This is a genomic window from Stenotrophomonas sp. RG-453 (genome assembly GCF_033843685.1).
In the GTDB taxonomy this organism is placed as follows: domain Bacteria; phylum Pseudomonadota; class Gammaproteobacteria; order Xanthomonadales; family Xanthomonadaceae; genus Stenotrophomonas; species Stenotrophomonas bentonitica_A.
In genome coordinates this window covers 278,256-299,338 of the sequence record NZ_JAMYED010000002.1, presented here as the reverse complement: position 1 = coordinate 299,338, position 21,083 = coordinate 278,256, and the positions used below count along the sequence as shown (strand labels likewise).

At 67.6% G+C, this 21,083-nt stretch carries 22 protein-coding genes; 8 read left to right on the top strand and 14 right to left on the bottom strand.

The genetic code is table 11. The features are described from left to right. Positions 1-81 precede the first annotated feature (81 nt). The 9 genes from NJD74_RS03890 to NJD74_RS03850 form a co-directional block, all read right to left on the bottom strand. Positions 82-468, bottom strand: a complete 387-nt coding sequence (locus NJD74_RS03890) for a hypothetical protein (protein WP_319623706.1) — start codon at positions 466-468, stop codon at positions 82-84. 89 nt (positions 469-557) lie between these two features. Further along, complete coding sequence (locus tag NJD74_RS03885; RefSeq protein WP_019185665.1) at positions 558-890, bottom strand: non-heme iron oxygenase ferredoxin subunit; 333 nt, start codon at positions 888-890, stop codon at positions 558-560. Beyond that, positions 887-1,423 (bottom strand): GNAT family N-acetyltransferase, encoded by a 537-nt coding sequence (locus tag NJD74_RS03880; RefSeq protein WP_019185666.1) that lies wholly within the window; start codon positions 1,421-1,423, stop codon positions 887-889. The genes NJD74_RS03885 and NJD74_RS03880 overlap by 4 nt, the downstream gene beginning before the upstream one ends. A 107-nt stretch (positions 1,424-1,530) precedes the next feature. Beyond that, positions 1,531-2,787 carry a cysteine desulfurase gene (locus NJD74_RS03875; RefSeq protein WP_102789106.1) on the bottom strand — a complete coding sequence of 419 codons (1,257 nt, stop codon included), beginning with the start codon at positions 2,785-2,787 and terminating at the stop codon, positions 1,531-1,533. Then, positions 2,784-4,046, bottom strand: a complete 1,263-nt coding sequence (gene sufD / locus NJD74_RS03870) for a Fe-S cluster assembly protein SufD (RefSeq protein WP_319623705.1) — start codon at positions 4,044-4,046, stop codon at positions 2,784-2,786. Before sufD ends, NJD74_RS03875 begins: the two co-directional genes overlap by 4 nt. Next, positions 4,046-4,810: a Fe-S cluster assembly ATPase SufC gene (sufC, locus tag NJD74_RS03865; RefSeq protein ID WP_019185669.1), complete on the bottom strand. Its 765-nt coding sequence runs from the start codon at positions 4,808-4,810 to the stop codon at positions 4,046-4,048. The genes sufD and sufC overlap by 1 nt, the downstream gene beginning before the upstream one ends. 45 nt (positions 4,811-4,855) lie before the next feature. Beyond that, positions 4,856-5,260 (bottom strand): lysozyme inhibitor LprI family protein, encoded by a 405-nt coding sequence (locus NJD74_RS03860; RefSeq protein WP_102789104.1) that lies wholly within the window; start codon positions 5,258-5,260, stop codon positions 4,856-4,858. Then, positions 5,257-6,732 (bottom strand): Fe-S cluster assembly protein SufB, encoded by a 1,476-nt coding sequence (gene sufB, locus NJD74_RS03855; RefSeq protein ID WP_102789103.1) that lies wholly within the window; start codon positions 6,730-6,732, stop codon positions 5,257-5,259. The genes NJD74_RS03860 and sufB overlap by 4 nt, the downstream gene beginning before the upstream one ends. A 13-nt stretch (positions 6,733-6,745) precedes the next feature. After that, positions 6,746-7,198, bottom strand: coding sequence for an SUF system Fe-S cluster assembly regulator (locus NJD74_RS03850; RefSeq protein ID WP_319623704.1), 453 nt, complete (start codon positions 7,196-7,198; stop codon positions 6,746-6,748). A 172-nt stretch (positions 7,199-7,370) separates the two neighbouring features. Between NJD74_RS03850 and NJD74_RS03845 the strand changes: the two genes are divergently transcribed. Together NJD74_RS03845 and NJD74_RS03840 are read left to right on the top strand one after the other, a co-directional pair. Further along, positions 7,371-7,838, top strand: a complete 468-nt coding sequence (locus NJD74_RS03845) for an SET domain-containing protein-lysine N-methyltransferase (protein WP_019185673.1) — start codon at positions 7,371-7,373, stop codon at positions 7,836-7,838. A gap of 123 nt (positions 7,839-7,961) precedes the next feature. Further along, entirely contained in the window at positions 7,962-8,504 is a 543-nt protein-coding gene (locus NJD74_RS03840) for a type 1 glutamine amidotransferase domain-containing protein (RefSeq protein WP_019185674.1), read from the top strand. A 39-nt stretch (positions 8,505-8,543) separates the two neighbouring features. Here the strand turns inward: NJD74_RS03840 and NJD74_RS03835 are convergent, their stop codons facing one another. The 3 genes from NJD74_RS03835 to NJD74_RS03825 all read right to left on the bottom strand — a co-directional run bounded on the left by NJD74_RS03835 (position 8,544) and on the right by NJD74_RS03825 (position 10,218). Next, a complete protein-coding gene (locus NJD74_RS03835; protein WP_019185675.1) occupies positions 8,544-9,140 on the bottom strand; it encodes a DUF1439 domain-containing protein in 597 nt (198 codons plus the stop codon). An 80-nt stretch (positions 9,141-9,220) separates the two neighbouring features. Beyond that, positions 9,221-9,565 (bottom strand): DUF3861 family protein, encoded by a 345-nt coding sequence (locus NJD74_RS03830; RefSeq protein ID WP_083298719.1) that lies wholly within the window; start codon positions 9,563-9,565, stop codon positions 9,221-9,223. A 254-nt stretch (positions 9,566-9,819) separates the two neighbouring features. After that, positions 9,820-10,218, bottom strand: a complete 399-nt coding sequence (locus NJD74_RS03825; protein ID WP_019185677.1) for an HU family DNA-binding protein — start codon at positions 10,216-10,218, stop codon at positions 9,820-9,822. A gap of 364 nt (positions 10,219-10,582) precedes the next feature. Here NJD74_RS03825 and NJD74_RS03820 point away from each other — a divergent pair, with 364 nt between their 5' ends. Then, on the top strand, positions 10,583-11,017 hold the full coding sequence (locus tag NJD74_RS03820) for an OsmC family protein (RefSeq protein ID WP_070426802.1): 435 nt from the start codon (positions 10,583-10,585) through the stop codon (positions 11,015-11,017). Between the two features lie 83 nt (positions 11,018-11,100). Further along, on the top strand, positions 11,101-12,774 hold the full coding sequence (locus NJD74_RS03815; RefSeq protein ID WP_319623703.1) for an amidohydrolase: 1,674 nt from the start codon (positions 11,101-11,103) through the stop codon (positions 12,772-12,774). A gap of 15 nt (positions 12,775-12,789) precedes the next feature. On the opposite strand, the gene NJD74_RS03810 is transcribed toward NJD74_RS03815, so the two are convergent. Further along, positions 12,790-13,665: a PhzF family phenazine biosynthesis protein gene (locus tag NJD74_RS03810; RefSeq protein ID WP_070471088.1), complete on the bottom strand. Its 876-nt coding sequence runs from the start codon at positions 13,663-13,665 to the stop codon at positions 12,790-12,792. A gap of 205 nt (positions 13,666-13,870) precedes the next feature. Here NJD74_RS03810 and NJD74_RS03805 point away from each other — a divergent pair, with 205 nt between their 5' ends. From NJD74_RS03805 to murD, 3 genes are read left to right on the top strand one after another with little or no spacing between them, the layout of a single operon-like run. Next, positions 13,871-16,474, top strand: coding sequence for a bifunctional aspartate kinase/diaminopimelate decarboxylase (locus tag NJD74_RS03805; protein ID WP_019185681.1), 2,604 nt, complete (start codon positions 13,871-13,873; stop codon positions 16,472-16,474). 33 nt (positions 16,475-16,507) lie between these two features. After that, positions 16,508-17,860, top strand: a complete 1,353-nt coding sequence (gene murL, locus NJD74_RS03800; protein WP_319623702.1) for a UDP-N-acetyl-alpha-D-muramoyl-L-alanyl-L-glutamate epimerase — start codon at positions 16,508-16,510, stop codon at positions 17,858-17,860. Continuing rightward, positions 17,841-19,250 (top strand): UDP-N-acetylmuramoyl-L-alanine--D-glutamate ligase, encoded by a 1,410-nt coding sequence (gene murD, locus NJD74_RS03795; RefSeq protein ID WP_319623701.1) that lies wholly within the window; start codon positions 17,841-17,843, stop codon positions 19,248-19,250. Before murL ends, murD begins: the two co-directional genes overlap by 20 nt. A 209-nt stretch (positions 19,251-19,459) precedes the next feature. Here murD and NJD74_RS03790 read toward each other — a convergent pair whose 3' ends face one another. Then, positions 19,460-20,056, bottom strand: a complete 597-nt coding sequence (locus tag NJD74_RS03790; RefSeq protein ID WP_319623700.1) for an SMI1/KNR4 family protein — start codon at positions 20,054-20,056, stop codon at positions 19,460-19,462. A gap of 206 nt (positions 20,057-20,262) precedes the next feature. Here NJD74_RS03790 and NJD74_RS03785 point away from each other — a divergent pair, with 206 nt between their 5' ends. Beyond that, complete coding sequence (locus NJD74_RS03785; protein ID WP_046273015.1) at positions 20,263-21,063, top strand: dienelactone hydrolase family protein; 801 nt, start codon at positions 20,263-20,265, stop codon at positions 21,061-21,063. The last annotated feature ends 20 nt before the right edge of the window (positions 21,064-21,083 follow it).

The following is a 21,083-nucleotide window of genomic DNA, read 5'->3' as shown; positions in this document are numbered from 1 at the left end:
TGGGGAAAACGGGCAGACGGCCGACGGCGGCGCGATGGCGCGGGCGTGGGCGGGCAGCGACGCGCAGCGTCGCCGCCGGAATCAGGCGTGGGGCGGGGCGTGGCCGGGGTTGAGCCGCAGCGAAGGTTCCAGCCGCTGCCAGCGCAGCGCGTCGGACGGCCACAGCGGGACGACGGCGACCCAGGGCGTGCGGCGCAGCTGGGCCAGTACTGCCGGCGCGCTGGGCTCGGGGTCGGCACCGGTCTCCGCCGCCAGGGTCGGCTCGGCAGGAAGCTCCGGTGCAGGCGTGGACGGCGCCGATGCCCGGCGCGCGCTGTCGGCGCTCAGCAGGCCCGCGGTGTGCGCCGCCGCCGCCGCCGGACCGGCGGTACCGGCGCCGCCGGCCGTCAGCCAGCCGCAGGCCAGCAGCACCACGCAGAACGTGGCCCACAGGGCGGCGAGACCAAGGGCGGAGCGGTTGGCGGACACGGCTTACCGGGCAGGAGCGGCCAAGTGACCGCAATGCCTATGGTAATAGGAACAATTCGCGTTTTCAAAACGCCCGCGTTCAGGCCGGATCAGTCGCGGTCGTCGCGGGCCCAGACGGCGTCGTGTTCCCGCTTGACCGGGAACTTCGCCACTGGCGAATAGGCCGGCGCGCAGAGGGCAGCGCCGTCACGCACGTCGAAACGGGCCCCGTGCAGGACGCACTCGATGCTGCCCTCGCCGGTATCGAAGGTGCCCGACGACAGCTCGAACTCATCGTGGGTGCACTGGTCTTCGAGTGCGTACAGTTCCCCGTCCAGGTTGAACACCACGATCGGCGTCCCGGTCACTTCGTCGAAGGTGCTCTTCATCTCGCCGGGCAGCAGCTCGGCGCTGGCGCAGACGAAGGTCCAGGTCTCGCTCATGCCGGCACCGCCAGCGGCTTTTCCAGGATCTCGAAGCGCAGATCGTCGCGCTTGGGGATGCCGAAACGTTCATCCCCATACGGGAAGGGCTTCTTGATGCCGGTGCGCTGGTAGCCGCGGCGCTCGTAGAAGGCGATCAGCTCGTCGCGGACGTCGATCACCGTCATCTGCATGACCGGCACGCCCCACTCGCGCGCCGCGTGGGCCTCGGCGGCCAGCATCAGCTGCTTGCCGATGCCGCCGCCCTGCTGGGACGGGTCGACCGAGAACATGCCGAAGTAGCCCTTGCCGTGGTCATCGGCCACGTGCGCGCAGGCCAGCAGCTGGCCATCGCGCTCGGCCAGCAGGATGGTCGAGCGTGGCTTGGCGAGGTCGGCCTGCAGGCCGTCGGCATCGATGCGGGCGCCGTCCAGCAGGTCGGCCTCGGTGGTCCAGCCGGCCCGGCTGGCATCGCCACGGTAGGCGGAAGTGACCAGGGCGATCAGGGCGGGGATGTCGGCGGCAGTGGCCGCGCGGAAGGTCAGGGTGCTCATGGCGCCATTTTAGGCCCGCAGGAAGCGCTACGGAAATGTGCGGGGCGCGCAATGAAAAACGCCGTGGCAGGCCACGGCGTTCGAGTGGGGCGCAGTCTGGCGCGGGCTCAGCCCAGCAGCTTGCGCACCTTGTTGAGCGCCACGATGAAGCGCTCGATTTCCTCATGGGTGTTGTAGAACGCCAGCGAGGCACGGCAGGTGGCGGCGACGCCGTAGTACTGCAGCAGCGGGTGCGCGCAGTGCTGGCCCGAGCGGACCGCGACGCCTTCCAGGTCGAGCAGGGTGGCCAGATCGTGCGAGTGCGCGCCGTCCACCAGGAAGGAGACCACCGCCGCCTTGTCCGGCGTGGTGCCGAAGATGCGCAGGCCGTCGATCCTGTTCAGCTCTTCGGTGAAGTGCGCCAGCAGCTCGCCTTCGCGGGCTTCCACGTGATCCAGGCCCAGCGACTCGAGGTAATCCACCGCCACGCCGAGGCCGATGAAGCCGGCGATGTTCGGGGTGCCGGCTTCGAACTTGTGCGGGGCGTCGTTGAACACGGTGCCTTCGAAGCTCACTTCCTTGATCATCTCGCCCCCGCCGAGGAACGGCGGCATGGCATCAAGGTGTTCGCGCCTGGCCCACAGGGCGCCGGTGCCGGTCGGACCACACATCTTGTGGCCGGTGATGGCATAGAAGTCGCAGCCGATCGCGGGGATGTCGACCTTGCGGTGCGGCACGGCCTGCGAGCCGTCCACCACGGTGATGATGCCGCGCTTGCGGGCCTCGCGGCAGATTTCGCGGACCGGGTTGACCGTGCCCAGCACGTTGGAGACATGGGCGACGGCGAGCAGCTTGACCTCGGGGGTCATCGCCGCGCGCAGCGCGTCCAGGTCCAATGCGCCCTCCGGGGTGATCTCGGCCACGCGGATTGTCGCGCCCGTGCGCTGGGCGACCAGCTGCCACGGCACGATGTTGGCATGGTGCTCCATGCGCGAGACGAGGATGACATCACCGGCCTTGAGCCGCGGCAACGCCCACGAATACGCGACCAGATTGATCGCGAAGGTGGTGCCACTGCACAGCACCAGTTCGTTCGCGCGCACGTTGAGGAAGCGCGCCAGCTTGTTGCGTGCGCCTTCGTAAGCATCGGTCGCTTCGGTGCCGAGCGCATGCACCGCGCGGCTGACGTTGGCGTTGTAGCGGCGGTAGAACTCGTCCACCGCGCCGATCACCTGCACCGGCTTCTGGCCGGTGTTGGCGTTGTCGAAGTACACCAGCGGCTTGCCGTGCACTTCACGCATGAGCAGCGGGAAGTCCAGGCGCACGCGGTCCCAGTCGGGCGCGGTGCCGGTATCGGCAGCCGGGCGCGGCGTGGACAGGTTCATGCCACGCCCGCCACGGCCAGCGCACGGCTGAGCTGGGCGGTGAGCTGCTCGGTCAGGCGTGCGTCGAGGACGTTCAACGGTTCATGGCAGAACGCGGCGCTCAGCAGCTGCTGTGCACGATCGGCCGGCAAGCCGCGCGAGCGCAGGTAGAACAGCGCGTTCGCGTCGAGCTGGCCAACCGTGGCGCCATGTGCCGCCTTTACTTCGTCGGCATCGATCACCAGGGTGGGCTGGGTATCGATCTCGGCATCGGCCGACAGCAGCAGGTTCTTGTTGGAGAGGTTGGCGTCGGTGCCATCGGCGCCTTCGCGGATGTGGATGCCGCCGTGGAAGACCACGCGGCTGCGGTTGGCTGCGACGCCACGCCAGACCATTTCCGAGGCGGTATCGCGCGCGATGTGCTCGATGCCCAGGCGCGTATCGACATGGCGGCGGCCATTGCCGAGCAGCACACCGTTGGCGGTGAGCTGGGCGTTGTCGCCTTCCAGGCGGACGTTGAGCTCATGGCGGCTCAGCGCCGCACCCAGCTCCAGGTCCACGCGGCGGTACTGCGCGTTGCGGGCCAGCACGGCGTCGGTGCGCAGCAGCGAGGTGGCGCGGGTGGCATCGGCCTGCACGCGAGCGTGCGAGAGCACGGCATCCTGCGCGAGGTGAACGTGCACCAGGGTGTTGTCCAGGTGCGCGGCATCACCGACATGCAGGTGATGCTCGACCACGCCCAGCGCGGCACCGCTGCGCAGTTCGATCAGGTGGCGGTGATGCCAGGACAGATCGGTCTCGCCGGACACGCTGATGAAGACCAGCTGCAGCGGCGCCTCGACCTGCACGCCTTCTTCCACGCGCAGCAGCACGCCTTCATCGGCGAGTGCAGCGTTGAGACGGGCGAATACTTCCTCGCTGCGCTCGAAGCGACGGCCAAGGAAACGGGCGGCTTCATCGCCGGCGGCCAGCGCCGAGGACAGTGTGGCCAGCTGCACACCGGCCGGCACCGCCGCGACTTCGCTGAGCGCGCCGGACGGGCGGCCATTGACGAACACCAGCCGCGGCGACGGGATGTCGGCCAGCAGGGCGGCATCGACCACGGCCGCGGCGAGCGGGGCGGGCTGGAAGCTGCGACGCTCCAGCTGGCGCAGCGACGTGTATTTCCAGGCTTCGGTACGCGGGCCGGGCAGGCCGGCCTGCAGCGCGGCATCCAGCTCGGCGCGACGTGCATCGCTGCCGCAGAAGCCGCTGGCGAGGGAATCGAGCAGGGCGCTCATCAGACCGCTGCCTCCGGCACCACGCGGTCCTTCAGGAAGTGGTAGCCATGGGCTTCCAGTTCCAGGGCCAGTTCCGGGCCGCCGCTCTGCACGATCCTGCCATCGGCCAGCACGTGCACCACGTCCGGCTTGATGTAGTCGAGCAGGCGCTGGTAATGGGTGATCACGATGAAGGAACGGTCCGGCGAACGCAGCGCGTTGACGCCGTCGGCCACGCTCTTGAGCGCATCGATGTCCAGGCCGGAGTCGGTTTCATCCAGGATCGCCAGCTTCGGCTCGAGCACGGCCAGCTGGAAGATCTCGTTGCGCTTCTTCTCGCCACCGGAGAAGCCTTCGTTGACGCCGCGGTGCAGCAGTTCGTCCTTCAGGTGCAGCACGGCCAGCTTCTGGCGCACCAGCTTGAGGAACTGCATCGAATCCAGTTCTTCCTCGCCGCGCGCCTTGCGCTGGGCGTTGAGCGCGGCGCGCAGGAAGTAGGTGTTGTTCACGCCCGGGATTTCCACCGGGTACTGGAAGGCCAGGAACAGGCCGGCGGCGGCGCGTTCTTCCGGCGCCAGCTCGAGCAGGTCACGGCCTTCGAACTGCACGCTGCCTTCGCTCACGTCATAGCCGTCGCGGCCGGCCAGGACATTGCCCAGGGTGGACTTGCCGGCGCCGTTGGGGCCCATGATGGCGTGCACCTGGCCGGGCTTCACGTCGAGCGAGAGGCCCTTGAGAATCTCTTTTTCGCCGATGCGTGCGTGGAGGTTGTCGATCTTCAACATGTCGATAATCGTCTTGTCAGATAGGGGAACTGGAGGCAGCGCGACTCAGAGGTCGTATTCGCTGCGCTCGAGGAATTCTTTGCGCAGGTAATCGGTGCGGGTTTGAGTCAATGCAGTCTTGGCCCCGGAATAGAGCATCGGGTACATCGAGCCGTACAGCATGCGCGGGTCTTCATCCTTGCCGACCGGGTACTGCGCTTCCAGATCGGCATCGCGCAGCTGCACCCACAGGCGCTGGGCGGCTTTAAGGTTGGCCAGCGCCACCGGTGCACCGGCCAGCTTGCCCACCACCTGCCGATACACCGCGTTCAACGCGGCGTCGGCTTCTTCGAACCCTTCGTTGGCGCACTCATTCATCTGCATCTGCGTGCTCAGGTCATCGCAGGCCGATTCGGCAGACGCCGGCGCCGCAGCCCCAAGCAGCAGGGCCAAGGTCAGCACGCTCTTCATCCGACCGAGCCTTCCAGGCTGACTTCCAGCAGCTTCTTGGCTTCCACCGCGAACTCCATCGGCAGCTCGCGGAAGACCTGCTTGCAGAAGCCGTCGACGATCATCGAGACCGCGTTTTCCTGGTCGATGCCGCGGGCGCGGCAATAGAACAGCTGGTCGTCGGAGATCTTGGAGGTGGTCGCTTCGTGCTCGACGGTCGCGGTGGGATTCTTCACCTCGATATAGGGGAAGGTGTGCGCGCCGGATTTCTTGCCGATCAGCAGCGAGTCGCACTGGGTGTAGTTGCGCGCACCCTCGGCGCCACGGTCCATCTTCACCAGGCCGCGGTAGGTGTTCTGGCCGTGGCCGGCGCTGATGCCCTTGCTGACGATCTTGCTCTTGGTGCGCTTGCCGATGTGGATCATCTTGGTGCCGGTGTCGGCCTGCTGACGATGGTGGGTCAGCGCGACGGAGTGGAATTCGCCGACCGAATCATCGCCAAGCAGCACGCACGACGGGTACTTCCAGGTGATCGCCGAGCCGGTCTCGACCTGGGTCCAGGTGACCTTGCTGCGCGCGCCACGGCACTCGGCACGCTTGGTGACGAAGTTGTAGATGCCGCCCACACCGTTCTCGTCGCCCGGGTACCAGTTCTGCACCGTGGAGTACTTGATCTCGGCATCTTCCAGCGCGACCAGTTCGACCACCGCGGCGTGCAGCTGGTTCTCATCGCGCATCGGCGCGGTGCAGCCTTCCAGGTAGGACACGTATGCCTTGTCTTCGCAGATGATCAGCGTGCGCTCGAACTGGCCGGTGTGGCCGGCGTTGATGCGGAAGTAGGTGCTCAGCTCCATCGGGCAACGCACGCCCTTGGGGATGAACACGAAGCTGCCATCGGAGAATACCGCCGAGTTGAGTGCGGCGAAGTAGTTGTCGCCGACCGGCACCACGGTGCCCAGGTACTGTTTGACCAGCGCCGGGTGCTCCTTGATCGCTTCGGACATGGAGCAGAAGATCACGCCCTTCTCGGCCAGTTCCTTGCGGAACGTGGTGCCGACGGAGACCGAATCGAACACCGCATCCACGGCCACGCCGGCCAGCTTGGCGCGCTCATGCAGCGGCACGCCGAGCTTGTCGTAGGTATCCAGCAGTTCCTTGGGCACGTCGTCCAGCGAGGCGTACTTCGGGCCCTTCGGCGCGGAGTAATAGCTCAGCGCCTGCAGGTCGATCTGTGCGATCTGCAGCTTGGCCCAGTCCGGCATCGGCATGGTCAGGAAGTGGCGGTAGGCGTCCAGGCGCCACTGCGTCATCCACTCCGGCTCGTCCTTCTTGGCCGACAGGGCACGGATGGTGTCTTCGTCCAGGCCGGGCGGCAACGAGTCCGATTCGATGTCCGTGATGAAGCCGGCCGAATACTTGCGGCCGAGCTGCTCATGGATCTCGCGGTTGGGGGTATCGCCGGTGGCGACGGTATCGAGGGTATCGGTGGCCATGGGGGCTGCCTGATCAGGAGACGACATCCGCCGCGATCGCGCGGCGGTGGGCGTCAACAAGGGGAAGAGGGGGCAGGATCTGCGCCAGGGTGACCGCGCGCAGCGCTTCGGACACCACGTCGTTGATCATCCGCCAGCTGCTGCGGGCGCCGCACTGCAGCTCGCGGCCGCACTGGCTGTGGTCGTGGGCGCATTCGGTCAGGCCCAGCGGCCCTTCCATGGCTTCCACGATCTCGAACAGGGTGATCTGGTCCGCCGCGCGGGTCAGCCGGTAGCCGCCGCGCACGCCGCGCAGGCCTTCCACCAGCCCGGCCTGGGCCAGAGGCTTGAGCAGCTTGCTGACGGTCGGCGGTTCCAGACGGGCGAACTCGGCCAGTTCGGTGGCACTGAGCACCTCGCTCGGGCGGGCGGCGAGTACGGTCAGCACGACGGTGGCGTAATCGGTAAGCTTGGTGACGCGGAGCATGGTGGGGGCAGAACCATAAAGCGGACTGAAATTGTACGCTTTTCTCCGCCGGCATCCAACCCGCCCGTTCAGGCGCCCGCAGGGCGGCCTTTGAGGCGTATTGAACCGCATCGCTTTGGCAATCACAAAGATTAAGCGAGAATCGGGGCTTCCCACCGCAACGGTCAGCCAGATGCCCAAGAAGATCCAGGCCCGCAAGTCCACCATCCATGGCAATGGCGTGTTCGCGCTGGCGCCGATCAAGAAAGGTGAGCGGGTCATCCAGTACAAGGGTCTGCTGCGCAGCCACGCCGACGTGGATGCCGACGACACCGGGGATGTGGAAAGTGGTCATACCTTCCTGTTCACCCTCAATGACGACTACGTCATCGATGCGAACTACAAGGGCAATGACGCGCGCTGGCTCAACCACAGCTGCGAGCCCAACTGCGAAGCGGTGATCGAGGAAGCCGAGGGCGACAACCGCCGCGAGGACAAGGTCTTCATCGAGGCGATCAAGGACATCCAGCCGGGCGACGAGCTGACCTACAACTACGGCATCACCCTGGCCGAGCGTCACACCGCGCGCCTGAAGAAGATCTGGGAATGCCGCTGCGGCTCTAAAAAGTGCACCGGCACGATGCTCCAGCCCAAGCGCTGACCGCGCTGGCGGTCACCGGCCACGTGCGCCGGTGACTGCGCCGACACGCTGTGCACATCCTGGTCACCGTCGCCCAATGCGTGCCTGGCCACACTGAAGGCTCCTACTTAATGGAGCCGCTCAATGGCACATGCACTCAACGGCAAGCACATCGCGATCCTCGCCACCGATGGTTTCGAACAGTCCGAGCTGCAGGAACCCAAGCGACTGCTGGAGTCCTGGGGCGCCTCGGTGAAGGTGATCGCCCCCGGTGACGCCAGCCAGATCCGCGGCTGGAAAGACAAGGACTGGGGCGAGAACGTGAAGGTCGATGCCCCCTTGAAGGGCGCCAAGGCCGACGACTACGACGCGCTGGTCCTCCCCGGCGGCGTGATCAATCCCGACAAGCTGCGCATCGATACCGACGCGGTGGCCCTGATCAAGGCCTTCGGCGCCGCGGGCAAGCCGGTTGCTGCGATCTGCCACGGGCCGTGGCTGCTGGTCGAGTCCGGCCTGGCCAAGGGCCGCAAGGTGACCTCGTGGCCGTCGCTGAAAACCGATCTGGGCAATGCCGGTGCCGAGTGGACCGATGCCGAGGTGGTGGTGGATGGTGGCCTGATCACCAGCCGCAAGCCGGGTGACATCCCGGCGTTCGCCGATGCCGTGGCCAAGGCGCTGGCCGCTTGATGGATGCAGGCACCGACCGTGGGTCGGTGCCATTTCCGGTTACTTGCTCAGCAAGCCTGCCGGCACCAACGCACCGAGGTCCTGGTTGAAGGTGACCACCAGCTTGCCGTTCTCTACCTGCGCCGACTGCACCTGCAGCGTGCCCAGCACCGCCGCGACCGTCGGGTCGATCTTGTAGATCGGCTCGCGCCGGGCGTAATCGACCAGCCAGGCGTTGAGCAGGCCACGCGTGCGCGAATCAAGCTTGCCGCCATTGTTGGCCGGCGTGAAGTCATCGACCGTCGGCTCCTGCAGGTGGAAGCCCTGGGTCTGCGCGTCATAACGCAGGCCACTGCTCAGCTTGACCTTGCCCAACGGGGCCGGGTTGCCGCCGGCAGTGGCCATGGCGATGTCGAAACCCAGATCCAGGCGGTTGCCTTGCGGCAGGGTGAGCTGGGGATGGCTCATGGTCATCGCGATCAGGCCGCCCAGCGCGTCCTGCGTGCGCGGGAAACTGCCATCGAGGTACTGCTGCACATCGGTGGCGCCCACCGACAACTGACGGCCGGAAATGCTGGGCGCAGCCTGAGCGCCGATGGCGGCGGCCAGCAGCACGGTGCAGGCGGCGAGGCGGGATAACAGCGGGCGAACGTTCATGACGGCAGGCCGTGCGGGAATGAGACGCCAACAATAACGCGCGCGGCTGAATCCAGCTTTGACGCGTGCGGGTGGTGGGCTCAGGGCGCGCCCTGGATCGATTCCAGCGCGGCCAGCACCTCGTCCAGCTGCGGCTGCAGCACGGTCAGCGGGTGGCTGGGTTCATTGGCATGGCGCTGGGCGAGATCGCGCAGCAGCTGGGTGGCGACGATCGCCGCGGCCCGTTCGTCTCCGCTGAGGCCGGTGTTGCGCCGTGCGATTTCCAGCAGGCGCATCCAGTCCTGCTGCGCACGATGCTCCAGCTCGATAGTGCAGCGCCCGCTGCACTGCAGGCCGTCCTTTTCGATCGGGGTGACGGTGATGCGGTAACGCTGGGAAGAAGAGCTGGCCATGGCTGCCTGCGCGGTGGGGGACAAGGCCACCATAGGCTGCGATCCGCACCGCGACGACAGGCGCGGTCGCACGCAGTGTTCCACCCTGTGCGTTCCGGCCGGTCCTGCCATCGCGTGGATCACGGCAGGACAGGCATCTGCGCGGGAAGGGCGCGCCGTTGATGGCTTTGGAAACGCTGTGTTTCGGCAGCGTCGGACCCACCCGCCGCCTCGATGGGATGGCAGAACCTCCAAAAAAAACGGGACGGTGTGAGCCGTCCCGTCGGGTGCTGCAGGAAGCGCGCAGATTAGAGCGCGGCGTCCTTGAGCTTCTTGAGCGGACGCACCTTCAGCTTGGTCGACGCCGGCTTGGCGGCAAACCACTGCTCTTCCTTCGTGAACGGGTTGATGCCCTTGCGCTTCGGCTTGGCCGGCACGCTGACGGTGGAGATCTTCAGCAGGCCCGGCAGGGTGAAGCTGCCAGCGCCCTTCTTGTGCACCGAAGCGGCGACGGCGCCTTCCAGCGAGGCGAGCACGGCGCGCACGTCCTTGGCGACAACGCCGGACGCTTCAACGATGTGTGCAACCAGACCAGACTTGCTCAGCACTTCCTTGATCGGCTTGGGAGCGGCCGGCTTCGCGGCTGCCTTCGTAGCGACTTTCTTTACTGCCTTCTTCGGGGCAGCCTTCTTAGCGGTCTTTGCCATGGTTTCCTGTTCCGTGAACGGTTGGTTGTTTGGTCGCGCCGAACCCCGTCGGCAAGCGAAATGTAGGGCAACTGTGGGGCGCCGCCAATAGGCAGACGCATAAAAATTCGTGATTTCCACGCCCTTCGTTACCGCGGTGCATCAGGTCATAGCCAAAAAACAGGGTCCGCCCTCGCGGCGGGTGCCATCGGTCATGGACCGTCGCACCCCGACTGTCGCACGAAAACCACTTGAAAACAGCATCCATCCTGATCGACGATTCAGCTGGGGGCGACACCCGGCAGCAGGCTGGCGGCGGCCAGACACGGTGCTAACGCGGACCGGTCTACGATGGCCTGGCCATTCATCCCGCAGGAGATCAACGATGGGTATTTCGCGTCATGCCACCGCGCATTGGGAAGGTGACCTCAAGACAGGCAAGGGACAATTGAGCACGCCCCAGAGCGGCTTGATGGACAAAACCCGCTATGCCTTCAGCAGCCGCTTCGGCGATGAGAAGGGCACCAACCCGGAAGAACTGATCGCCGCCGCACACGCCGGCTGCTTCACCATGGCGCTGTCGGCCAAGCTCACCGAAGCCGGTTTCGTGCCGACCTCGCTGGATACCGAAGCCAAGGTCGACCTCTCGATGGAAGGTGGCCCGCAGCTGTCGCAGATCACGTTGAAGGTGAAGGCCGTGGTGCCGAACATCGAGGCCACCCAGTTCCGTGCCATCGCCGATGACGCCAAGCAGAACTGCCCGGTCTCCAAGGCGCTCAGTGCGGTGCCGATCACGCTGGAAGCCGAACTGGCCAGCTGATCGGCGCAGGATTGGTGCACAGCAGATTGTGATGGGAAAGCGGCGGCCGCATAGTCGCCGCTTTCCTTTTGTGGGGTGTCTGCATGCGTCCGACTGCTTTCGCTGCCCTGATGGCCTGCCTGCTGGCGGGGACCGCGCAGGCCGATGTCCGCCTGTTGACCGCCGCCACCATCCACACCGGCGATCCGGACGCGCCGACCGCCACCGCGCTGGCATGGGAGACCGAGACCGGGCGCGTGCTTGCCGTCGGTGACCGGCAGGCGATGCTCGAGCTGTATCCACTGGCGGCGCTGACCGACGTCGGCCAAGCGACCGTGATCCCGGGCCTGATCGACGCGCACGCGCACCTGATGTTTCTCGGCGGCACCCTGATGCAGGCCGACCTGACCGGCGCGACCAGCACTGCCGACATCGTCGCGCGCCTGCAGCGCTTTGCGGCGGAGAACCCCGAGGGCTGGCTGCTGGGCAGTGGCTGGGACCAGAACCGCTGGCCGGTCAAACAGTTTCCGACCCTGGCCGATCTCGACGCTGCATTCCCGGACCGCCCGGTCTGGTTGGGCCGCATCGACGGCCACGCCGGCTGGGGCAACAGCGCGGCACTGCGCGCGGTCGCCCAGCGCCCCGGGCAACGCGCGCTGAAGGGCAACTGGCAGCCTGCAGGCGGGCGCATCGTGCGCGATGCCAAGGGCCAGCCGAGCGGGGTGTTCATCGATGAAGCGATGACCCTGGTGCAGGCGGCGATACCGGCCCCGGGCGAGGCCGCACGCGAGCAGATGCTGACCCGCGCGCTCGACAAAGCAGTCAGCCAGGGCCTGACCGGCGTGCACGACATGGGCGTATCGCGCGCCGATCTGGCCCTGATGCGCCGCTTCGCCGACGCCGGCAGGTTGCCGCTGCGCATCGATGCCTATGCCGATGGCAACAGCGACGCATTGGCCGATCTGTGCGTGAACGGGACCTACCAGCACGCCGGCGGCCGGCTGGAAATGCGCGGGGTCAAACTGTTCATGGATGGCGCGCTGGGCAGCCGCGGTGCGGCGCTGTTGGCCGATTACAGCGATGACCCGCACAACCGCGGCTTGCTGGTCACCTCACCTGAGGACTTCGAGACCGCCGTGCGCAAAGCCGATGCCTGTCATGTCCAGGTCGCCACGCATGCGATCGGCGACCGCGGCAACCGGATCGCGCTGGACACCTATGCACGGGTGCTCGGCGAGCGCCGCAGTGGCGACCATCGCTGGCGCATCGAACATGCGCAGGTGGTTGCGCTGGAGGACATTCCGCGTTTCGCCCAGCTCGGCGTGATCGCCTCGATTCAGCCTACCCACGCCACCTCGGATATGGGCTGGGCGCAGGATCGGGTCGGCCCCGAGCGCATCCTCGGCGCCTATGCCTGGCGGCGGATGCTGGCCTCCGGTGCCCGGCTCGCCCTGGGCTCGGACTTCCCGGTCGAGCAGGTCGACCCGCGGCTGGGCCTGTATGCGGCGGTCACCCGCCAGGACCGTGCCGGCAGACCGCCCGGTGGCTGGCAGCCTGATCAGCGGCTGACCGCAGCCGAAGCGCTGCGCGGGTTCACCGCCGATGCGGCCTGGGCGGGTCATGACGACAGCCAGGTCGGGCGGTTGCAGCCGGGCCTGCGCGCGGACTTCGTGGTGCTTGATCGCGACCCGCTCAGCGTGCCGCCCGCCGGGCTGGCCGACCTGCAGGTGCGCTCGACCTGGGTCGATGGCGCACCGGTGTATGACGCGGCGCGCTGAGTCGCCGCCGCAGGATCACCAGTCCAGCGTGCCGCGGATGACGGTCTGCACCTGGCCGCCGGACCAGACATCGCCGTGGTCATCGATGCGCAGGGTCAGGCGCGCGTCGTGGCCGACTTCGCGGCCCTGGCTGACCACGTAGCCGTGCGCGGTGCCGGGCAGGGCATCGCGGCTGTCCAGCCAGGCAGCGAGCACGGCATTGGCCGCACCGGAGGCGGCATCTTCAAAGCGACGGCCGTTGCCGACGAAGGCGCGTACCGCGAGATCCCAGGCCTGGCCCTGGCTGCGCGCATAGGCGAACACGCCCATGCTATCGGTCGCTTCGGCGAGGGTGGCCACGGCATCCCAGTCCGGGGTCAGTGCGCGCAGGGCCGCTTCGTCTGCCAGTTCAACCACCCACCAGCTGCGGCCACCGGCCATGCGCGCCGGCGGCAGGCTGCCCAGCGGCCACCCGGCCAGCGCGGCCTGCAGGCGCGGATCGTTGGCGGTCGTCACTTCGGCCACCGCTGCACGCGGCGTGCGGATCGCAATGGTGCGGGTAGCGCCGCTGCCGTCCACGCGCAGGGGCAGCGCCCCGGCGATGCCGTCCTGGACCAGCACGCCCTCGACCGGCGCGGCCACGCCCAGTTCCAGCACGGCATGGGCGGTGCCCACGCTGGGGTGGCCGGCGAACGGGACTTCCTTCTGCGGGCTGAACATGCGGATGCCGTAGCTGGCACCCGGGGCCTGCGGCGGGAACACGAAGGTGGTTTCCGGCAGCCGCGTCCAGCGGGCAATGGCCTGCATCGCCGCCGCGTCCAGCCCCTGTGCATCGAGCACGACGGCCAGCGGGTTGCCGGCGCCGGGGTAGGGCGAGAACACATCCAGCTGCAGGAAACGACGGGAGGTCATGGCAGATCGCTCAACGAAAAACGGGCGGGCAGCTTACCAATCGGGGCTGCGTTCCGGGCCGTGACCGGCGCCCCGCGCACCGGCGACCGGCCAAATCCGCCCGGCCTGGGCCGCCCGGGCCCTGCAACGGCCAGGCTTGGCATAGAATCGGGGGTTCGGCCCGGCGTGCCGGGCGATTCCCCTCACTACCCAAACCTCCACCTCCATGTCAGCTTCCCCCCTTGTCGATCGCTGGATCGTACTGAAGTTCGGCGGCACCTCCGTGTCGCGTCGTCACCGCTGGGACACCATCGGCAAACTGGCGAAAAAACGGGCGGAAGAAACGGGCTCGCGCGTGCTGGTGGTGGTGTCGGCGCTGTCCGGGGTGACCAATGAACTGACCGCCATTGCCGACGGCGCCGCCGACAGCCGCGACCGCGTCGCGGCGCTGGTCGCGCGCCACCGCGCGTTCCTGACCGAGCTGGAGCTGGATGCCACCGCGCTGGACGTCCGTCTGGACGCGCTGGCCGGGCTGCTCGATGATCCGCGCGCCGCCGGGCGGCCGCTGGAATGGCAGGCCGAGGTGCTGGGCCAGGGCGAACTGCTGTCCTCGACCGTCGGTGCGGCCTATCTGCGCGCCAGCGGTCTGGATTTCGGCTGGATGGACGCGCGCGAGTGGCTCGATGCGCTGCCGCCGCAGCCCAGCCAGAGCGAGTGGTCGCAGCGCCTGTCGGTGAACTGCCAGTGGCGTGCCGAGGCCGATTGGGCCGCGCGTTTCCGCGCCCAGCCGACCCGCATGCTGATCACCCAGGGCTTCATCTCCCGCCACGCCGATGGCGGCACCGCCATCCTCGGCCGTGGCGGTTCGGATACCTCGGCGGCGTACTTCGGTGCGCTGCTCGGCGCCAGCCGCGTGGAGATCTGGACCGACGTGCCGGGCATGTTCAGTGCCAACCCGAAGGACGTGCCGGACGCGCGCCTGCTGACCCGCTTGGACTATTACGAGGCGCAGGAAATCGCGACGACCGGCGCCAAGGTGCTGCACCCGCGCTCGATCAAGCCGTGCCGCGACGCCGGGGTGCCGATGGCGATCCTGGACACCGAACGCCCCGAGCTGCCGGGCACCAGCATCGATGGCAACGCCGCGGCGGTGCCGGGCGTGAAGGCGATCAGCCGCCGCAACGGGATCGTGCTGGTCTCGATGGAGGGCATCGGCATGTGGCAGCAGGTCGGCTTCCTGGCCGACGTGTTCGGGCTGTTCAAGAAGCATGGCCTGTCCGTTGACCTGATCGGTTCGGCCGAGACCAACGTGACCGTTTCGCTGGATCCCTCCGAGAACCTGGTCAGCACCGACGTGCTGGCCGCGCTGTCGGCCGACCTCTCGCAGATCTGCAAGGTCAAGATCATCGTGCCGTGCGCGGCGATCACCCTGGTCGGCCGCGGCATGCGCTCGCTGCTGCACAAGCTCTCGGACGTGTGGGCCACCTTCGGCCGCGAACGCGTGCACATGATTTCGCAGTCGTCCAACGACTTGAACCTGACCTTCGTGATCGACGAGGCGGATGCGGACGGGCTGCTGCCGATCCTGCACGCCGAGCTGATCGACAGCGGCGCGATGCCGGTGGAAGAGGGCGAAGTATTCGGCCCGCGCTGGCGCGAGATCGCCGGCACCATCCGCCCGCGCGAAACCGCCTGGTGGCGGGGCCAGCGCGAGCACCTGCTGACGCTCGCCCAGGCCGGTACGCCGCGTTACGTCTACAACCTGCCGACGGTGCGGGCGCGTGCGCGCGCGCTGAACGCGATCAAGGCGATCGACCAGCGTTACTACGCGATCAAGGCCAACTCGCACCCGGCCATCCTGGAAGTGCTGGAGCAGGAAGGCTTCGGCCTGGAGTGCGTCTCGCACGGCGAGCTCAAGCACGTGTTCAACACGCTGCCGACGCTGTCGCCCAAGCGCGTGCTGTTCACCCCGAGCTTTGCGCCGCACGCCGAATACGATGCCGCGTTCGCGCTGGGCGTCACCGTCACCCTGGATAACGTGGAAGCGCTGCAGCGCTGGCCGGAATTGTTCAGCAACCGCGAGCTGTGGCTGCGCGTGGACCTGGGCCGTGGCGAAGGTCACCATGCCAAGGTCCGCACCGGCGGCAAGGACTCCAAGTTCGGCCTGCCGATCGCGCGCGTGGATGAGTTCGTGCGCATCGCCGGCGAGCTGGGCACCCGCGTGGTCGGCCTGCATGCCCACCTGGGCAGCGGCGTGGAAACCGCGCAGCACTGGCGCCTGATGTGCGATGAGCTGGCCGGGTTCGCCCGCCGCATCGGCAGCGTCGAGACCATCGATATCGGCGGTGGCCTGCCGATCCCGTACAGCGCCGACGACGAGCCCTTCGATCTGGACGCGTGGGCCGCCGGCCTTGCCGAAGTGAAGGCCGTGCACCCGGCGTTCCGCCTGGCGATCGAGCCGGGCCGCTATCTGGTGGCCGAGTCCGGCGTGCTGCTGGCCCGGGCCACCCAGGTGGTGGAGAAGGACGGCATCCGCCGCGTCGGTCTGGATGCGGGCATGAATACGCTGATGCGTCCGGCCCTGTACGACGCCTGGCATGACATCGAGAACCTCAGCCGCCTGAGTGGCTATTCCGAAGCGATGTTCGATGTGGTCGGGCCGATCTGCGAATCCAGCGATGTGTTCGGCAAGCGTCGCCGCCTGCCGGCCTCGACCGCGCCGGACGATGTGATGCTGATCGCCGACGCCGGCGCGTATGGCTACGTCATGGCCAACACTTACAACCAGCGCGAGCTGCCGCGCGAGGACGTCATCGATGATGGCCCGTGACCGCTGCCTGCCGTCTTTCAAACCGGATACACCATGACTGCTTTTGATAAACACCAGGTTGCCGTTTTCCGCTTCGTCCGCTGCGCGTTCGCCGCGGACACCGGCGTGGCGCAGCTGGTCTACGCCTTCGATGACGGCCCGGAACTGATCGAGACGGTCACCATCCCCGGTGCGCCGTTCGTGCTCGAGGGCGACCGCGCCGAAGCGGTGCAGCGCGCCCTGCGCCTGCTGCACCTGATCGCCGGTGTGAGCTATTACAAGGCGGGCGTTCCCGAGCAGGTGCGCATCGACAGCTACACCATCGATGCGGCCACCGCCGCGCTGGTGGAGACGGTCTACCTCAACGGCCTGGGCGAGTTCGCCTACCGCAATGGGCTGAACCTGCGTGGCCGGTTCCGCCTGCCGGTGGAGGGCGAGGCCTTCGCCGCGCCGGCACTGGGCCTGCGCGAACACGCGCTGGTCGCCATCGGCGGCGGCAAGGATTCGCTGGTCAGCATCGAAGCGCTGCGCCACCTGGGCATCGCCGAGACCGTCACCTGGATCGGTGGCTCGCAGCTGATCCGCGCCTGCGCCGAGCGCGCCGGCCTGCCGATCCTCAACATCGGCCGAACGCTGGCGCCGGAGCTGTTCGAGCTCAATCGCCAGGGCGCCTGGAACGGGCATATCCCGGTCACCGCGGTGAACTCGGCGATCATGGTGCTGGCCGCGCTGCTGCAGGGCGTGGACCAGGTGGTGTTCTCCAACGAACGCTCGGCCAGCTATGGCAGCCAGATTCCCGGCACCGGCGAGGTCAACCACCAGTGGTCGAAGGGCTGGGCGTTCGAGCAGGCCTTCGGCGAGCACCTGGAGCGGCACGTTGCGGCGGACCTGCACTATTACTCGCTGCTGCGCCCGCTGTCGGAGCTGGCGGTGGCGCGTCAGTTCGCCAAGAGCGATTTCTACGACGCGCATTTCTCCAGCTGCAACCGCAATTTCCACATCCTGGGCGAGCGCCCGGTGAACCGCTGGTGCGGTGTCTGCCCGAAGTGCCACTTCGTGTTCCTGGCGCTGGCCCCGTTCATGCCGAAGATGCGCCTGGTCGGGATCTTCGGCCGCAATCTGCTCGACGATATCGAGCAGGCCCCCGGCTTCGATGCGCTGCTGGAATTCCAGGACCACAAGCCGTTCGAGTGCGTCGGCGAAGGCCGCGAATCGCGTGCGGCGATGGCGACCCTGGCCGCGCGCCCGGAGTGGAATGAAGACGCGCTGGTGAAGCGTTTCGTCCACGAGATCCGCCCGCAGCTGGAGGCCGCCGAACTGCAGATCGAACCGCTGCTGGTACTGGAAGGCGAGCACCGCATTCCGCCGGCGATCTGGGAGCGTCTGCGTGCGAATTTCGCAGCTTGATGGCAAACGCGTTGCATTGTGGGGATGGGGACGTGAGGGACGCGCCGCGTTTCGCGTCCTGCAGCAGCGGCTGCCGTCGCTGCCGCTGACCCTGTTCTGCCCGGAGGCCGAGGCCACCGGTGCGCGCGAGGAAACCCACGGCGCGCTGACGGTCCGTTCGGATGTCACCGGCGAGGCGCTGGCCGCGTTCGAGGTGGTGATCAAGTCGCCGGGCATCAGCCCGTATGGCGACGCTGCGTTGCACGCCACGGCGCAGGGCACGCAGTTCATCGGCGGTACCTCGCTGTGGTTCGCCGAACAGGCCGCCGCCGACGGCATCGTGCACGATACCGTGTGCGTGACCGGCACCAAGGGCAAGAGCACCACCACCGCGCTGCTGGCGCATCTGCTGCGCGCCTCGGGCGCGCGCACCGGGCTGATCGGCAACATCGGCCTGCCGCTGCTGGAAGTGCTCGACCCGCAGCCGGTGCCGCAGTACTGGGCGGTGGAGCTCTCCAGCTACCAGACCGGCGAGGTCGCGCGCAGTGGCGCGCACCCACAGGTCGCCATCGTGCTGAACCTGTTCCCCGAACACCTGGACTGGCACGGCAGCGAAGCGCGCTACATCGAAGACAAGCTGCAGCTGGTCACCGGGGCCGCGCCGCGGATCGCGGTGCTCAACGCAGCCGATCCGCACCTGGCCGGGCTGTCGCTGCCCCGCAGCGAGATCATCTGGTTCAACCAGCCGCTGGGTTGGCACATGCGCGGCGATGTCGTGCATCGCGGCGAGCAGCCGGTGTTCGATACCTCGCATACCCCGCTGCCCGGCCGGCACAACCGCGGCAACCTGTGCGCGGTGCTGGCGGCGATCGAAGCGCTGGGCCTGGACGCTGTGGCGCTCGCGCCGAGGGTGCAGGACTTCCGCCCGCTTCCCAACCGCCTGCAGACCATCGGGACGCGCGAGGGGATTATCTACGTCAACGATTCGATCAGCACCACGCCGCACGCGAGCCTGGCGGCGCTGGAATGTTTCGCCGGGCACCGCATCGCGCTGCTGGTGGGCGGGCATGATCGTGGACTGGACTGGCACGACTTCGTCGCGCACATGGCGCACGACGTACCGCCGGTGGAGATCGTCACGATGGGCGCCAACGGCCCGCGCATCCACGCACTGCTGCAGCCGCTGGCCGATGCCGGCCGTTTCAGTCTGCATGCGGCCGCCGATCTGCCCGAGGCCATGCAGCTGGCGCAGGCCGCGCTCGGCGGGCAGGGCGGGGTGGTGCTGTTGTCGCCGGGTGCGCCCAGCTATGGCGTGTACCGCGACTACGTCGCCCGTGGCCGCCACTTCGCCGAACTGGCCGGCTTCGATCCCGATGCGATCACGGCGATCCCGGGCATCGGGATCGCCTGATAGGTCGCTGTAGAGCCACGCCATGCGTGGCTGCCGTTGGTGTGGATCGCGCAGCCACGCATGGCGTGGCTCTACCGTGGTGTGGATGGCGCAGCCACGCATGGCGTGGCTCTACCGTGGTGTGGATGGCGCAGCCACGCATGGCGTGGCTCTGCCCCTGGGATGTGCGGCATCGTTCATCCGCGCGGGGCACGTCGGTGATCTACGCGTCAGACCTCTTCCTCATCGATGAAGGCGTAGTCGTTTTCGATGAGCTGCTGCAGGTATGCATCGAAACCCGGCGCGATCACCCGGTAGCTGTCCGGGTCGTGCAGGTAGCGCACCACCTGGCCGACGGTGCCGCCCGGCGCGGGATCGAAATCCAGGTACAGCACCGAAGTGCCACCGTTGTTCATGCAGTGCGAGAAGCACAGGCGCTTGCCCATCGGCAGGTCCGCATCGATGCCCTCGCCGAGAATCCCGGGGTCTTCTTCCAGCCATTCCTCGTAGATCGAGCGGATGCTGTCATCCCACTGCGCGCTGTCTTCGAACACCTGGTCCACCGAACGCAGGTAGTAGGGGTAGTGTCCCTCTTCGACATCCGAGCCCAGCATCAGCACCGTCACTTTGCCACCGGGGTAGGCACGGAGATGCGTGCCATCGACCCGCGCCAACAAGGCGAGCAGGCTCTCGGGCGCCTGTGGCCAGCGCTCGCGCAGGCGCTGCAGATCGGCCGTGCTGGCGCCCTCGACCCAGGCCCACATCCTCGCATCGTCGTCGGGCAGGCGCGGCACCAGGCCGGAGAGGAAGCGGTCGACAAGGCTCATGGGGTATTCCGTACACGGGGCCGGCCAGCCTGCCATAACAGGGACGGAGGGAGTTAATCCAATAACTGGGACGGCGGTGATCAATCCAGATGAGGTCGGGCGTGGCCGGCCTGCCGGATCACGGGGGGGAGGTGCCCAGGCGCTTCTACACGGTGCCGTCAACCGGCCGTCATACACTCGGGGCTCTTTCTGTCGGGAGCAGACGCATGAACAGGCAATGGCGGTGGGGTGCGGCGGTGCTGTTGGGCATGACGGCGTTGCCCGCGCTGGCGGCGATGCAGGCCAAGCCGGTGGAGTGGACCCAGGACGGCACCACGTTCAGTGGGGTGCTGGTCTACGACGACAGTGACAATGACAAGCGCCCCGGTCTGGTGATGGTGCCGAACTGGAAGGGCGTGAACGACTCGGCCATCGCCAAGGCCAAGCAGCTCGCCGGCGATGACTACGTGGTGCTGGTCGCCGATGTGTACGGCAAGGGCGTGCGACCGAAGACCGACGCCGAGGCCGGTCCGGTGGCGACCAAGCTGCGCAACGACCGCCCCGTGCTGCGCGCCCGTGCGCTCAAGGCGATCGAGGTGCTCAAGGCCCAGGCCGGGAAGGCGCCGCTGGATGCCAGCCGGATCGGCGCGGTAGGGTTCTGCTTCGGCGGGACTACGGTGCTGGAGATGGCGCGCGCCGGCGCACCGCTGGCTGGCGTGGTCAGCCTGCACGGTGGCCTGGGCTCACCGCTCCCGGCCAAGGCCGGCGGGACGCATCCCTCCGTGCTGGTGCTCAATGGCGCCGACGACAAGGGCGTGAGCAAAGCGGACATCGCCAGCTTCGAGCAGGAAATGAACGCGGCCAAGGTGGACTGGGAGTTCACCAACTACAGCGGCGCGGTGCACTGCTTCGCCGAGTCCGATGCCAACAGCCCGCCAGGCTGCCTGTACAACGAACGGGCGGCCAAGCGTGCCTGGAAGGCGCTGGATGAATTCTTCGAGGAGCGGTTCGAGACCAGAGCCCGGTAGAGCCGACCGTTGGTCGGCTG

Bases quoted from the DNA above. Each gene is read 5' to 3' on its own strand.
- NJD74_RS03885 (WP_019185665.1), bottom strand. From the start codon at position 890: ATGAGCGAGACCTGGACCTTCGTCTGCGCCAGCGCCGAGCTGCTGCCC.
- NJD74_RS03880 (WP_019185666.1), bottom strand. From the start codon at position 1,423: ATGAGCACCCTGACCTTCCGCGCGGCCACTGCCGCCGACATCCCCGCC.
- NJD74_RS03875 (WP_102789106.1), bottom strand. From the start codon at position 2,787: ATGAACCTGTCCACGCCGCGCCCGGCTGCCGATACCGGCACCGCGCCC.
- sufD (WP_319623705.1), bottom strand. From the start codon at position 4,046: ATGAGCGCCCTGCTCGATTCCCTCGCCAGCGGCTTCTGCGGCAGCGAT.
- sufC (WP_019185669.1), bottom strand. From the start codon at position 4,810: ATGTTGAAGATCGACAACCTCCACGCACGCATCGGCGAAAAAGAGATT.
- NJD74_RS03860 (WP_102789104.1), bottom strand. From the start codon at position 5,260: ATGAAGAGCGTGCTGACCTTGGCCCTGCTGCTTGGGGCTGCGGCGCCG.
- sufB (WP_102789103.1), bottom strand. From the start codon at position 6,732: ATGGCCACCGATACCCTCGATACCGTCGCCACCGGCGATACCCCCAAC.
- NJD74_RS03850 (WP_319623704.1), bottom strand. From the start codon at position 7,198: ATGCTCCGCGTCACCAAGCTTACCGATTACGCCACCGTCGTGCTGACC.
- NJD74_RS03845 (WP_019185673.1), top strand. From the start codon at position 7,371: ATGCCCAAGAAGATCCAGGCCCGCAAGTCCACCATCCATGGCAATGGC.
- NJD74_RS03840 (WP_019185674.1), top strand. From the start codon at position 7,962: ATGGCACATGCACTCAACGGCAAGCACATCGCGATCCTCGCCACCGAT.
- NJD74_RS03835 (WP_019185675.1), bottom strand. From the start codon at position 9,140: ATGAACGTTCGCCCGCTGTTATCCCGCCTCGCCGCCTGCACCGTGCTG.
- NJD74_RS03830 (WP_083298719.1), bottom strand. From the start codon at position 9,565: ATGGTGGCCTTGTCCCCCACCGCGCAGGCAGCCATGGCCAGCTCTTCT.
- NJD74_RS03825 (WP_019185677.1), bottom strand. From the start codon at position 10,218: ATGGCAAAGACCGCTAAGAAGGCTGCCCCGAAGAAGGCAGTAAAGAAA.
- NJD74_RS03820 (WP_070426802.1), top strand. From the start codon at position 10,583: ATGGGTATTTCGCGTCATGCCACCGCGCATTGGGAAGGTGACCTCAAG.
- NJD74_RS03815 (WP_319623703.1), top strand. From the start codon at position 11,101: ATGCGTCCGACTGCTTTCGCTGCCCTGATGGCCTGCCTGCTGGCGGGG.
- NJD74_RS03810 (WP_070471088.1), bottom strand. From the start codon at position 13,665: ATGACCTCCCGTCGTTTCCTGCAGCTGGATGTGTTCTCGCCCTACCCC.
- NJD74_RS03805 (WP_019185681.1), top strand. From the start codon at position 13,871: ATGTCAGCTTCCCCCCTTGTCGATCGCTGGATCGTACTGAAGTTCGGC.
- murL (WP_319623702.1), top strand. From the start codon at position 16,508: ATGACTGCTTTTGATAAACACCAGGTTGCCGTTTTCCGCTTCGTCCGC.
- NJD74_RS03790 (WP_319623700.1), bottom strand. From the start codon at position 20,056: ATGAGCCTTGTCGACCGCTTCCTCTCCGGCCTGGTGCCGCGCCTGCCC.
- NJD74_RS03785 (WP_046273015.1), top strand. From the start codon at position 20,263: ATGAACAGGCAATGGCGGTGGGGTGCGGCGGTGCTGTTGGGCATGACG.